This is a genomic window from Saliphagus infecundisoli (assembly GCF_020177375.1).
Lineage (GTDB): Archaea > Halobacteriota > Halobacteria > Halobacteriales > Natrialbaceae > Saliphagus > Saliphagus infecundisoli.
In genome coordinates this window covers 22081-36217 of the sequence record NZ_JAIWHV010000024.1, presented here as the reverse complement: position 1 = coordinate 36217, position 14137 = coordinate 22081, and the positions used below count along the sequence as shown (strand labels likewise).

The 14137-nt window shown below is 56.8% G+C and carries 10 protein-coding genes; 3 read left to right on the top strand and 7 right to left on the bottom strand.

The features are described from left to right. Positions 1 to 267: 267 nt before the first annotated feature. From LCF40_RS18325 to LCF40_RS18315, 3 genes are all read right to left on the bottom strand, one after another. Positions 268 to 4467 (bottom strand): TraC-like domain-containing protein, encoded by a 4200-nt coding sequence (locus LCF40_RS18325; protein WP_224829631.1) that lies wholly within the window; start codon positions 4465 to 4467, stop codon positions 268 to 270. A gap of 18 nt (positions 4468 to 4485) precedes the next feature. Beyond that, complete coding sequence (locus LCF40_RS18320) at positions 4486 to 6096, bottom strand: TrbL/VirB6 family protein (RefSeq protein ID WP_224829630.1); 1611 nt, start codon at positions 6094 to 6096, stop codon at positions 4486 to 4488. A 73-nt stretch (positions 6097 to 6169) separates the two neighbouring features. Then, positions 6170 to 6544: a hypothetical protein gene (locus LCF40_RS18315; protein WP_224829629.1), complete on the bottom strand. Its 375-nt coding sequence runs from the start codon at positions 6542 to 6544 to the stop codon at positions 6170 to 6172. A gap of 732 nt (positions 6545 to 7276) precedes the next feature. On the opposite strand from LCF40_RS18315, the gene LCF40_RS18310 reads away from it, so the two are divergent. After that, complete coding sequence (locus LCF40_RS18310; RefSeq protein WP_224829628.1) at positions 7277 to 8254, top strand: hypothetical protein; 978 nt, start codon at positions 7277 to 7279, stop codon at positions 8252 to 8254. A 32-nt stretch (positions 8255 to 8286) separates the two neighbouring features. Here LCF40_RS18310 and LCF40_RS18305 read toward each other — a convergent pair whose 3' ends face one another. The 4 genes from LCF40_RS18305 to LCF40_RS18290 form a co-directional block, all read right to left on the bottom strand. Next, a complete protein-coding gene (locus LCF40_RS18305) occupies positions 8287 to 9339 on the bottom strand; it encodes a hypothetical protein (protein ID WP_224829627.1) in 1053 nt (350 codons plus the stop codon). 17 nt (positions 9340 to 9356) lie between these two features. Beyond that, the gene (locus LCF40_RS18300; RefSeq protein ID WP_224829626.1) at positions 9357 to 10313 is read right to left on the bottom strand and encodes a DUF8159 domain-containing protein; all 957 of its coding nucleotides are present in this window, start codon (positions 10311 to 10313) and stop codon (positions 9357 to 9359) included. A gap of 97 nt (positions 10314 to 10410) precedes the next feature. Beyond that, positions 10411 to 11085, bottom strand: coding sequence for an HNH endonuclease (locus tag LCF40_RS18295; RefSeq protein ID WP_224829625.1), 675 nt, complete (start codon positions 11083 to 11085; stop codon positions 10411 to 10413). Then, positions 11082 to 11981 carry a hypothetical protein gene (locus LCF40_RS18290; protein WP_224829624.1) on the bottom strand — a complete coding sequence of 300 codons (900 nt, stop codon included), beginning with the start codon at positions 11979 to 11981 and terminating at the stop codon, positions 11082 to 11084. The genes LCF40_RS18295 and LCF40_RS18290 overlap by 4 nt, the downstream gene beginning before the upstream one ends. A gap of 113 nt (positions 11982 to 12094) precedes the next feature. On the opposite strand from LCF40_RS18290, the gene LCF40_RS18285 reads away from it, so the two are divergent. Beyond that, entirely contained in the window at positions 12095 to 12475 is a 381-nt protein-coding gene (locus LCF40_RS18285) for a hypothetical protein (RefSeq protein ID WP_224829623.1), read from the top strand. Positions 12476 to 12497: 22 nt separating this feature from the next. Beyond that, complete coding sequence (locus LCF40_RS18280; protein WP_224829622.1) at positions 12498 to 14123, top strand: Hsp70 family protein; 1626 nt, start codon at positions 12498 to 12500, stop codon at positions 14121 to 14123. Positions 14124 to 14137: the final 14 nt, after the last annotated feature.

The window sequence follows — 14137 nt, the reverse complement described above, 5'->3', positions numbered from 1 at the left end:
CCGTTGTCGGTCCAGCATCGGAGGGAGTGAAGAGCATGCCACGTTTTCGCACCTCCACTCTGGCCGGGAACGACTGATCTGTCGCTGTCGGCATCCATCTCTTCAGCCCCACCCCTGCCTTCGTTCTCACTCGCTCGCGCGTCGTCCGTTGGATTATTGTCTATTGGATTGGCATCTATTGAATTGGTCATTCGTGTTTCACCTCGTGAACTTGCAGACTGGTGAGCACGGGTCCCACATACCGGTCGCACTCGAGGCACTGCTGTCCTAATCGTCATCGTCTGGACTCACCCCCTCGTCCGCAGGAGCTGATCCACCACTGTCTGGCCTGCCCGGCTGCTCATCAGCAGCAGTGTCACTGCTGGTGGTGGACTCGGTCCGAGCGACGCCGATCCACTTCTCTAGAAGCGTCGAGGCGATCAGCGTCTGCTCCTCGAGGGACCCAGGTTCCGCCGCCGCGAGGTCGTCAACGGTTTCGACCCCCGCCTCACGGAGCTGGCTGCTGTAGGATTCCCCAATCCCCGTGATCGTCGTGACCTCTTGGCGATCGTCTGCTGTACTGTCAGCCGCTTTCTCGCTGCTGGACGGTTCGTGCGTGTGTTCTCGTTCGGTGGGAGCGTCTTCACTCTCGTCCTCGGGTGTCTCGTTGTCTGGTTCTTCGTCAGTGCTCTCGGTACTGCGTTCCTCCTGCTCGTCTTCCGTCGTTTCTGTCGACGGTTCGCTCTCTTCTGCTTCGTTTGCTAACTCGTCCTCACCATCTGTCTCTGTGGTCGTCGTCCCGGTCGAGTCGTCAGCTGCGGGGAGTGTGTCTGCAGTGCCACCGGTACTATCAGCAGTCTCGCCAGCCGACGAGTGATCCTCCTCGTGAATTGCTGCCAGAGCCGTCTCAAGCGGACCTGGCCCGTCGCCAGTCTCCTTATCTTCATCCTTGTTCGTCGCCTGAGCAGTGCGTGACTCGTCGTCGGTTCCGTCCGTGTGACCGTCGGATTCCTCGCCCTCGTCCTTGTCCTTCTCTGCCGCCCGATCAGTACGTTCCTCGTTGGAATCTTCGGCCTCGAAGACCTGATCGAGGGCAACGGGGTCGCTCACATATGGGCGGATGTACGACTGGAACGCGCCGTGCTTGTCAGGATTGTAACTCAGGAGTGCGTCCTCAAATTCCCCGGAAGCGACCTCGAACGTGTACCACTCTTCTTCGTCACTGAACCCGACGATCCCCGTCGAATGGCCTACACCAGCCTGCCCTGTCACTGCCTGACTTGTCACAAAATTGTATTGGCTCTCGTTCAATCCGAACGCCTTACCGACCGACCAATCGATATCCTTCAACCGGAAGAACTCGGTCGTCGTACACTGGCCTCGGATCGCGTTTTTGTGTCCGGCTCTGTCGTCGTCGCCGCTGATGAACTCGTCCGGCCGGTGCGAGAGGAACCACAGCCCCGCGTTGTAGTGCCGCCAGTGGCGTGCAGCTTGTTGCAGCCACGGCAGCATCTCCTCGCTGTGCAAGAGATAGTGCGCTTCGTCAACCACGAAAATCGTCTCCTCAGGCGCGCGCTTGACCATCTCGTAGACGTTGCGCAACAGAAGTTGGAGCATCGTGGACTTGTCCGCCGTTCCTAGCGCCTCGATCTGCTGCAAGTCCAGATAGTTGACTTCGCCCTCCTCAAGCGTCACCTCACTCTCGCCGATCAAGTGCTGGTAGCGCCCGTGTTTCTTGAAGCCGACGAGCTTCCGGAGAAACTGCCGCACTTCCTGTTTGACTTCCTCCCCTTCGATATTGTGCCCGGAGAGGGTGTACTCCGTCGGGTTTTCGAGCATCGTGGTCGTCTTCTCAATAAAGTCGTCCATCGTCGGGCTCTCCCGCTTGTGCGTCTCCGGACGACCGGGGTAGATCCCCGCCTCTCGGTAGGTCTCCGTGACGATCTCGCTGACTAAGTGCTTGAAGTTGTCTGGATCACCACCCTGAGCCTTAATGATCGAAAGAATCCAGCTCACCGCCGAATCGCGGGCCATCCCGAATGGATCGACGTCTTTGGTCTCCATCACCGTCTCGGGCGTTTCCTGGATCAACAGCGGGTTGATCGTCGTGTTGCCGTCGACGACGATCCGGTTGCCGTTGACTGCCTCTGTATGCTGGTAGAAACCGCCCATCGTATCGAGGAAGATCACTGTCCGATCTTCCTTGCCAAGCCACCAGCGCAATGCTTGCTTGCCCGCGTGGTAGGTCTTCCCGCTGCCTGAGTCTGCCAGCGTAAGCTTGTGCCCGGCCCCACCTCTCGCGAACTGACTCGCGATGATCTTCTCACCGTGATGTTCAGAGCGACCGTACTCAACCCCGTCCTCATCTTGGACGGTCGATCGAGCGAACGGGAACAGCGCACCGAGCGCCCCGTCGAGCACCATCGTAGTGTGGTCTTTCCAGGACGACTCGTTGTAGTGATCGCGCGCACCCGGAGCGCCCGATCGGAACAGCTCGTCAGCACGCGACGACGAGATCGGCGTGAGTTCCGCAGGCGTGTCTTCGACCGCGTTCAACACCGTCTCTTCGGCCTCTTCGAGCGCCCGCCGTTTGGCAACATCGAGGGTAAGCGTCTCCGGGGATTCGTAGCCCTGCTCGATCTGCGACTCGGCCAGATCGAGCGCTCGCTTCGATCCGGCCCGAACCGTGAGATAGCCGTTGAGTTCGAACGGTCGGACCGTCGTCTGCTTGAGCAGCTTATACATCCCCTGGTAGTAGTGAACGTCCTCGGTCATGACCGAGGACTCGATATCGTGAATCTGCTGTCTGTCGCTGATATCCGCGTCAATATCCTTGATTTTCGGCTTCAGACGCTCGATCGCATCAGCCTTCTCGACCGGGCGTGCACGGAGTCGAAGATCGAAATCAACGCCCGTGAGCGTCTGCAACGATTGGAGGAAGTTGCTCGAGGGGCGCTTGCGCCAGCCAGTCAACCAGTAGGTCCGTGCGTACTGATCGCCGACCTCAACATAATCGCCGTGAATATCGATCGTCCCGGGAGCAAGGGCGTCCTGAAGGGGCGAGGACGCCACACCACTGTCACTGTCTGTGTCTGAATCCGAGAGTGGGTGGAACAATCCCTCACGGAGGCGAGCGAGGGTTAATGTCTTCGCTGCTGTCTCCGTGTCGTCGAGAACGTCGTCGGAAGGTCCTGCCTCGGTCGGCGATTGGAGGAGCTGCGTGACAACGCTCTCAGTTGGTTCCAGGCCAGTCACTCCACCGTCGCCCGCCACTTCAACCTCATCGACGTCTGCGACTGCATCGAGTGATATCCGCCCATCGGCCTCTTCGTCGAAGTCTTCTGCTGCGGGAGTTGTCTCCGCGCTGGTTCGAGCTTGCTTGTCGAGGTGCGCGTCGACCGCTCCCGGCCGGTGACTGTCCATTTCCGCCTGCTCGTGCTCGTGAGCGTCCGATTCGGCCGATTTGATATCGGGCCACACCGAAAGGTTCGCCACCTGGGATGCTGACTCGTCGGTAAATTGCCGGTGTTCAACCCCGGCCCAGTATTTCGCGAGCAAGAGGGCGTGCTCGGCCGGATCGACTAACTCACCCGAACAGCCACTCACCGAGCCCGCGACGGCCTTCGCCGAGGCAACCCGATCACGCAGTCGCCGTCGCATCTGCTTGCGCTGGCGTGCGTCCGGCTCGTCTCCACCAAGCGAGAAAAGCGAGCCATTATCCGACTGACGGCGATGCTCGAGATCAGTCGGGTCGACCTCGACGACGATGTACGAGCGGAGTTCGCGAGCATCCCACGCCTCGGCCTCCTCCTCCTCGTAGAGCACATAATCCTCGAGTAGATCACGAGCAATGATCCACTCGTCGCCGCTGAATCGGCCGCTGTGGAGTTGCTCACGGTACTTGTCCGTGATCTTGTCAACGTCGGTATCAAACGTTGTGACAAAGAAATCGAACGTATTGTCCATCTCGCGGCGAACCGCAAACGTCAAATCCTGAACCATATCATTGACAGCCGACCGGGACTGCCGCTCAGTGTTACGACCATCGACGCGAACGAGCGCAACGTACCGCCCGTCTTCCATTTCGGCGAACCCGTTCGAGAAAATTCGCTTCACACCGTGGATCGGGTCGACCGACGATTCGATGTGGGTCTTCGGGTACTGCCAATGCAGGACGAGCGACCGCAGGCCAGCTCGAGCACGGTCGATCCCCGTCGTCGTCTCGTAATCCGTGCTGTACGAAACCGCCATCCCGATCACGGCCAGCGGAATCCCGATTGCTGCCGTCGTCCAGAAAACCCCAGGACCACTCGTGAACGGCGAACTAAAAATCCCGAAAAAGAGGATGATTCCTCCGGGCGCACCGTAGAAGATGTGTTTGAGCTTGTACCCTCGCACTTTGATCGACGAATCGATGTACGGCAGGGCAAGCTGTGACGGATCTCGATCGATCGTGTCCGAGCTGGGCGGTGATGAGTCGGTTGTCATGGGGCAATTGTGGTGATTTTATGAGTTGACTTTCCGCTCGATCCGGTCTTTTTGGATCTCGCTGAACGTCTTTTTCTTGCGCGATTTGATGCGTGGCCTGCGGTTCTCCTGGCTGGAATCGCCATCCTGAGTCGACGATGACTCTTGCTCACTCTTCCCGTCTTCACCCCCACCTCCGCCTCCGTCCCCACCACCACTACCTCCGCCTCCGTCTCCACCACCTCTGCCTCCGCCTCCGTCTCCACCACCTCTGCCTCCGCCTCCGTCTCCACCACCTCTGCCTCCACCTCCGTCTCCACCACCACCTCCGCCTCCAGATCTCTGGTCGTATGCTGCTCTGTAGTGTCGAGCTAGGTGATGCACCTCGCCAGGTGCTTGCCGCATTCGTTGACCCACGTCCTGGGCCGGCCCCTTCCCGAGTTTGAGTGCGGCGGCGACATGCGCCTTTTCGAGCATTTTCCACGGGAGGTAGACGAGCGCGAACGCCAACCCGAAGAGAATCAAAACGATCGAACCAGCGGTTCCGGCAATTGACCCGTCGAGCGGTAGATATATTAGGAACCGCAAGATGACCGACTGGATAACCGAGAGGGCGAGAAGAGAGCCGAAAACGAACAGGCCAAAACTCCCGTAGGCGTGTGCTTGACCGTGGGTTGCCCACGCAGCCCACGAAAGCGGCCAAAACAGTATGGAAAGATATGTCAGTAAATGTAGCATGATGACACTGACAAGTGCTGCGACGACGACGATCGCCTTAAATATCAATAAGATTGCCAGAAGATAGAGACCGAGCCCAAAGCGGATCGCACCGTCCGGAGTGACGAATTGTTCGCCATCAGGATAGATCCCCTGAGCTACCTCCGCAAACAAGTGCAGGAGTGCCGGCGCGAACACCCACGTCCCAAATATCATCACGCTAGCGAGAGCGATACGCTTCCAGCCCCGACGACGTTTCTCGGCACTATCGTAGGAAAACGAGACGCCTATTTGTGCCATCAGCCATACTATGGCGGCCACGAGCGGCCACGAGATTACCGCAAAGACGGTCTGCCACTGCTCACTCGCAGGCTCGGCCCAACTCGAAGGGTCCTCTGCCTCCCCCGGTGCTGGAACCTGGATGGCGATTGCGTGTATCGCATTGATGGCCGCGACCACTTCCGACAACACCCCGTCAACGAACGCCGCCACCCACGAATTGAACCATTGGACTGCTTCGTCTGAGGGGTTAGTCATCGTATCATAGATGTTGCCGGCCGCTGCTGCCCCAGGAACGTGTTCTTCAATACCGTCCCGTGCCTTGCCTTTCGCCTGATCCAGCCATTCTACAGCACCCCCCACTGCGGATAATGCGCCACCGTTGTCATCTTCGTCCTCTGAGTTCGTTTGATTTTCGTTATTTTCCTCTCCGGTAAGAATAGAATTTGGCTGGATACCGAATCCATCGTCCACGCTCTCGTTGTTTGATTCATTTTCGGCCGTCTCGTTCTCGACTTCTCCCTCAGACCCGTTCGTTGCATTCGCTACCTCGCCAGGGTCAACCCCAAATCCATCGTCTTCAGACTCATTACTTTCATTTTCCTGGGCATCGACAACTCCGATACCAATCGCGCCAAAGAGCGCTCCACTCACCAACAAAATGCCTAAAACCGCAACCAACAACCACCTCCGACCGATGAACAACCGGGAGTTCATGCGTGGAGCGTCAGAGCAACACCATGACCCACAGGATCTCACCCTCTAGACAGCCACTGATATTGACACCTAAATAATCAAGTACCGCCGACATACTACCTAAAAATAACCCTCCGAGAAGGGTCACAAATCCGTTGATGATCGAACTACGCTCGCCTCGACGGCCACCACCCCCAAAACCAAGAAAGCCGATCGCAATTTGGCCAATCCCAGCCAATATGAGTATTAATGTCAACAATCCAAATCCAAGGAAAACCGCCGATCCCAATGCCCCCCCGCAAGCAACCTCGGATGCTTCTTCAAACGCAGACTGGGCAACGACGGGTTGGATCAACATCAGTACCCCTGCGGTGACCATCGCAATCTTGGCTGCTGTGGGACTCACTCGAGCCAGAGCTCGGAGTGTTACCTCTGTCGGTCGCCTGTGGTTATTGGTATGTTCTCCCATAGAGATTACATCTAGACAGAGACATTTATAGATTACCCAAAATCTACCCGTTTTCATTATTTTAATATATTATATGGTCAGGTGAAAATATTTATTGGTAATCCCACATAGATAATATATAAGTTATATAATATTTTATGGCCGATCGTTTTGAATTGATTCCCCGGGGATTTCAGGTAGAAATAATAGATAAATTGAATAGTCTAGGAGTGATCACTAGTCTGGTAAAGGGGAACAATCCGTATGCCATCTCCCAGACTAACACGCCGTCGGCTCCTGGCGGGAATCGGGGCCACAGCTGGTGCAGCGGCACTTGCCGGCTGTGGTGACCAAAGGAGCTCTGGCCCTCTCAACATTGAGGAGACGGATACACCAACCGCACTTCGGCCAGATCAGTATGCAGATCGCTTTTCCGAGGTCGTGAATCTCGTTGACGATTTCGGTGCAGACCCGTCGGGCGAACAGCCGATCGATGCCCCTCTCAGACAAGCTTGGGACAACGACCGACTGATCGTGCTTCCGGAGGGCGAATATAAGATGAATCGGCCGTTCCGACGGACGAGTACCTCGAACGTTGGGTTCATCGGCCAGAACGCGACTATCCGGCATGGTGAAGTGAAGGCGATCAATAAACACACAGTCGATCGGGGGGAGTATACCGGCTCTACGATGATGTTCCGCATCGGGACCTCAACGAACCCACATGGCGATCTCGTCTTCGGCGGCCTCATTTTCGACTGGGGATGGCACGAGAACGCGGGAATGCAGGGCCTCAATGCGTTCATCGATGGACAGGCTGAGATCCGGAATATCGTCTTCAACGGAACTCATTCGCTTGGGTCATTCGCCAATTTGCGCGTCGCGAGCGCCTCACCCGACTCGGTTGCCCTCGTTGATTCGGTGGCTGCACCCGGCGGCGGACTCCACTACATTGATACGATCAACACTCGAGAAGAGCGTCGGTTCGATGAGGGACCCGAGCATCCCGACTTCGGGCAAAGCTGGGGCTCGACGGGGTTCACGGGCCATCCCGATCAACAGGGGACGACCGTTATCCGCAACCTCGTCTGCGGACCCTGGCCCGATAACACGATCTACCCTCGGGGAGGAACCGGCCGAAAGATCGTCTCGGGATGCACCGTCTGGAACGGCGGCGGGTCCCAGATTCGGAACAATGGAGGCGACGATTGGGAGCCTGTTGAATGGTTGGATGGAACCGACGACAAAGACGAAGCCCTCAACGGGCCGTATCCAGGCTCCGTCATCGAAAATTGCCACGTGTTGATCGATGAGAAACCAGAGGGCGTCTACATCAACCCGCGTGGAATCCTGCTTCAAGACGGCCGGCAACTCGTTCGCAACTGTGAAATCGAGATCGCGTATGCCGAGGGCGGCGGGGCTGGAGGGACGTACGGCTTCGGGACGCGCGGCGAAGGCGGGAAGGCACCGGCCGGCCCAGCCGTTGTCGAGAACTCAACAATCACGCTCCACGAAAACACGGACGCAATCTATGTCTCGCCGTATACTAATTCGATCGAGGTCCACGACATCGAGATCAACACGGTTGGCTGGGAGGCCAGGCTTAATCGCCTCATCGGTGGCGTGGGGGCCGATCAACTCAAAAATGTCGTCGTGAGCACTAATTAATCATCTCGATCTGGGAGAACGGTGCTCGTGAGTCAGCCAAGAGCAACCGACGCAAGGATTTTCTCTGCTAACTGAGCGTATGCGTTGTTATATAGCGACCGTGAAATGATGACAGAAGTGAGATACTGGATGCCGTTGGCTTGTGCGATGAGCTCGTGAGCGATGATTTGGTTGGTCTCTCTGTCGGTCATCTCGATGACAAACCGATGACCGTCTTCGCCGCTCGAGAGTGTCACCGGGTCGTCCGCATGGATCTCAACGCTGGGTTCGGGCTCAAAGGTGTCGCGGTAATCCCGGACCTCCTGTTCGAGATCGAGACGAGCCTCCTCGGTTTCGATCCAGATCCGTGCCGTTTCATCGCCATTGAAGATTTGGACGTAGCCTTCGTTTGACTCGTCCACCTCCCAGTCAGCCGGGTAGTCGACTTGGTAGGGCAGATCTTCAATGGTATACTGCTCGAAACCCCCGTCCTCATCAGCTTCTTCGGTACCGGAGTCCTCATGGTCACCTTCGGAGTCGGTCTCGCTAGCGCCGTCGCCAGACTCATTCTCGGCAGCCTCATCTTCAGACTCATTCCCGTCCGTCTCATTGTCCGCGTCTTCTTGGGGTTCTTCAGGGGTTTCGGTGTCTTGGCTCTCGTCTGCGGTGCCGTTCTCGGTATCCCCATCACCCGCCTCATCCTCAGACTCGTTTTCGGTCGCCTCGCTCTTGTCTTCAGAGTCGTTTTCAGAGTCGTTCTCGTCGGACTCTTCTTCCTCGAGTATCGAACCATCGCCCTCATCATCTACCTCTTCCCCGTCAGTCGCGTCCTCGTCTTCAGACTCGTTCTCGACCGTTTCGTTCTCCGGTTCCGCTTCATCGTCTTCAGACTCGTTCTCAGTCTCCTCTGCCTCGTCAGTCGCGTCCTCGTCTTCACTTTCGTTTTCAGTGCTGTTTTCGTCCGTCTCGTCACCGGGCTCCTCAGCTTGCTGTTCATCGTCACCCAGCCCAAGACATCCTGCAGTCCCACTGAGAACTGCGATACTCCCAGCCCCAGTGGAAAGAAGATACTCACGCCGAGAAAAAGATCCGTCCGCGTCCCCCAAATAACGGTGGTCCATCGTTAGCCGCTACTGTTGTCGTCACTCTCACTGTCGCCGAACTCATCGCTATTCTCGAAGTGGTCGGGAATTTCGATCGTCTCCTCGACTCGATCTAAATATTCCTCCTCCGAAATTTCCTCGTTAAAGAACGCCATAGCCCATTCACTTTCAACAGAAAATGTTCCTTGCACAACATCATTCGGGTCGAGGATAGTCACGTGGAGCCCCTCTGTCTGCTCTTTGAATACGCCTTCATATTCTTCTTCTTCTGCAACCTCGTTTCGAAGCACGCCCTCCATCCCAGCATAATTGGCAGCAATCTCAACTATTTCAGCGAGGGCCTCATCACGATCTTCTGCATACGTGCGGTATTCAATGTGGATGACTCCCTCATCCATTTCCCCATCAGTGATTTCATACCCAGCTTCTGTTAGCATATCTTCAAATAGCCCCTGCGTGTTAGCAGCCCTTTCCTCGTCAGAGAGGTCATCTGATGCTGAGGCTCCCCCATCTATGAACGATTCCCCACCCCCATCTATGAATGATTCCCCGCCGAAACCGTCATCACTATCGGCTGTATTCCCCCCTTGCTCTTCCCCTTCTCCTGCTTCTTCCTCCCTCTCTTCGTCATCTCCTTCCCCTCCCTCTTCATCAGCCCCCAGATCGTCGGCTCCACTGCCTGGTTCATTATCGGTACTAGCTTGGGACCCACCGCCGCTGTCGGCAAGCACCAAAAACGGAGCGACACCGAGGCTTGCGATCAGCGAAATCGTCACGAGTAACACAACGAGTGTGACTGCTGCTGGCTTCACACCTCCCCCAGGAGTGAATCCAGGCGTATTTCTCATCGCGAGCCGGTCGGAAATCTGGTTATAGTTCGAGAAGGCTGCATACGCCAAAACGAACGGCACGACTGGGAAGCAGATAAGGTACACCACGAGCACAACAAGATTGCGCGGTGTCCGGCCCGGTGCCATCCCTGGGATGTACGTTGTGAGTGCCATTATCTCTCTTCCTGTTCTATAATACTAGATACCTATCAGTAATAAAATTTCCCCCATCTGAACTGACGTACTACTGGGTCCCCTTCAAATGGCCTCGAACGATCGCCCACAGCCCGATCAGAACCGGCGGCCACACCAATAGCGCTATCGCCAGCAGTTCGAGACTCACCCCGAACTCCTGCCACGCCATCGCTGTGAGTCCTGTTGTCCCCACTCCGAGGAGCGCCGTGACGACTCGCGGCTTCGGAAGCAAGAATACCAACACGACCAGTGTCGGGATTCCGATCCAGATCGCCTCGTCCACGAGCGATCCAAGCGGAGTTCCTCCCTCGTAGAGTATCAATCGACCAAACAGCGCAATCCAGACCGACATGATGAGCGCGGCGAGAATCCCTCGCAGGCTTGCTCGCACCGCCCCAATCCGATACCTCCGCGGGCCATCTCCAACCCAGCCGTCCTGGAAGATATTGTGCTCGTGGCTGTTCTGGTGACACGGTTCACACAGTGTCTCGAGGTTCGATAGCCGGTTCGACCCGCCGTTGGCGTACGCCTGGATGTGGTGAGCGTGTAACCGTTCGCCGTCGTCACCAGCGTGGGGGCCGCTCTTTCGCCCGCAGTTCTGGCACGTCCAGTCGTCGCGTCGGTACACTCTCTTGCGGCGTGCCTCCCAATCCGGCGGATTCTTTCCCGAGTACGTGTCTGGATCGTCGTAGCGGGGGTTGATCTGGGATTCGTACTGGCTCATTCGATCTCTGCCTCCACAAGCCGTGTCTCCTCGAAATACCTCACGTTCGACTCGCGAGAAATCTCGCCGTCGAACGCAACCGTGAGCGTCGCGCGATGCTCGGTTTCGGGGAATGTCGCGACTACCAGCGTGGCCTCGATTTCCGTACCCGCCCACTCCGTTGCAAGGTCATCTTCAGTGAAGTCTTCCTCGGGGAACGCAAACGGGTGATACGCGGTGACGGCGTGTGTTGTCTCGTCTGCCCCAACGACCACGCCGTCGATCGTCGACTGCATCCCATACCGATCATCATTCAATGGGATGAGTCTCGCCCCATCCGGGGTTGAATCGTCGCGATTCTCCGGACCACGCCGTGGATTCGGGACGTTCTCGCCAATCACGCCTGATTCAAAAAGGAGCCCTGGGGCGTTCCCCTCATTCTCCAGTGTAATCGCTGGTGCTGTCGTCGAGACCCCGTGGAGATCGGTGAATGGTCCAGTGCTGGGGTCCTGTCCCATCTCGGTCTCTCCGAAAATGGCGATCTTGGAGAGTTCGACAGCTGGGTCAAGCGTGATCGCCCGCTCGTGACGCTCGTCGTCGGCATCAACGACCGCGAGCGTGTACTCGTCCCCCGGCCTGTAGCTCGATTGAATCTCGCCAAAATTGTGCTCAACGAGCGGGAGTGCAACGCGGCGCTGTCCCAGCTCGAGGGACCCCCCAGTAAACACGTCGCCGTCGGGCGTCACAAGGCTGATTTCTTCAATCTGTGATTCTTCGGCGAATGTGACAACGAGGTTCCAGCCTGTGCCCGTGATCTCCTCGAAGACGCTCTCCTCGGAGCCCGAGCCGAGGCATCCTGTCACTCCCAACCCGGCGAGCGACGCACCTGAGGCGGTGAGCAGCCGCCGTCGATACATATTGACATATCTTACATCACTCTACATAAGTGTTCGGCCAGGATAAAAGAATTCTAAGAGAGTTACCCCACAACAATTATTAATCTAGATCACGTGGGGTAACGGCAAGGACGATGGCCGAAGACAAACCGGACTCACCCGATCTTCCAAAGACTCTCCTCAAGCCTCTCGAACGGCAGTCACCCGATCGCCTCGAAGAAGTGAGTGCGTACGCTCGTGAGCTCGCACGCTGGAAGCGTGCCGAACGCGAACAAGAACTCACCGAAGCTCAAGAACGCGAGTCGATCAGCGACGACGAACAAGCCGAACTCGAAGCACGCGGGATTTCGACCGATCCGGCCGACTACGACGATGTCACTGCTAGTGGAGCCTATATTACGATCAAGGAAACGAAACCTGGCTATAAATATTATTACTGGCAATGGAGATCTGGAGAGGATTCCTGGGAGAACCAATACATCGCCCCCGTCGACCCGAAGGACACGACCAGCTGACACCTCCCTCACCGCAAAACCCATGAGTGACACACCTGCAATCGGAATCGATTTGGGAACAACCAACAGCGCGATTGCCCTTGCTGAGGCGGGCACAGGCGAGCTCACAATCCTCGAAAACGGCAGCGGCGAGCGGACCACACCCTCTGTCGTGAGTTATGACGGCGTTGAAGCGCGTGTTGGCACTCCAGCTGTAAATCAGGCCGTCCAATATCCGGGACGAACTGTCTTCTCGGTCAAACGGCTGATGGGAAGCGATGAAGTCGTTGTCTTCGAAAACACCCTGACGAACAACACGGATGAACTCACGCCCGAAGAAGTCTCCGCACTCATCCTCAAGAAACTAAAACAAGACGCTGAACACCATCTCCAACAGTCGATTACGAACGCGGTAATCACTGTCCCGGCGTATTTCAACGACAATCAGCGGCAGGCAACCAAACACGCTGGGGAGATCGCAGGCTTGACTGTCGATCGAATCATCAACGAACCCACCGCTGCCTGTCTCGCTTACGGACTTCAAGGCGGTGAAGGCGAGACCGTCCTCGTGTACGATCTCGGTGGCGGCACGTTCGATAGTTCGCTCGTCAGCGTGGGCGGTGGCGTCTTCGAGGTCGTCGCGACCAACGGTGAGACTCAACTCGGCGGTGATGACTGGGACGACACGATTGTCGACTGGCTCATCGAGCGGATCGAACGCGAACTCTCGATCGCGTTCGACGCCGAGACCAACCCGATCGCACTCGAACGACTGTTCGACGCGGCACAGCAAGCCAAACACGACCTCTCCGCACGAGAACGGACGACCACCTCCATCCCGTTCCTCGAGATCGACGGAGAGACACACAACGTCGAATACGAGCTGGCACGCGATGAGTTCGAAGCGATGACGGATCACCTCGTCGAGACCACGATTGATTGCTGTGCGGAACTCCTTGAGGACGCAGGCTATACACCAGCAGCGATCGACACGGTGCTGCTCGTCGGTGGCGCAACCCGGATGCCTCAAATCCAGAACTACGTCGAAGCGTTCTTTAATCACCCTCCCTCGAAACGGGTGAATCCTGACGAAGCAGTCGCCCTCGGCGCAGCAGCCCAAGCCGCGATCATCCACGAAACCGCCCTTCCCGTGCCAGCCGATAACACAGGCGGTGGACAGACCACCTCTCTCGAAAAGAACCAACCCAACAGAACCCTCGAAACGACGTCTGCCAACACGAACGATATTGCTCTTGCCGACGTCACACCACAATCTTTGGGTGTCAGAATAACAGACTTGGAAACGAGAGAATACTATTACAGCGTGCTGATCGACTGCAACTCGCCGATTCCAGCACGCGCCACGAATAGGTTTACAACGCTCTTTGACAATCAAGAGTACGTCACGTTTCCGGTCTATCAGGGGGATAGTCCCACGCTGGACGAGAACGAGCAGATCGACGAGTTCGAAATTGGACCGATCCCACCCCGTCCACAAGGTGAACCGAATATCGATGTTGAATTTCGACTCAACGAAAACGGGATTCTCCACGCCAGCGCCGAGGATATCGACCACAACATCGATACCGAGATCGAAATCCACCCGACAATGACACTGACCCATCACGAAATTTCCAAACTCCGCCAAACCCTCCCCGTCCTCCGGTAAGCAACAGGTGCCCA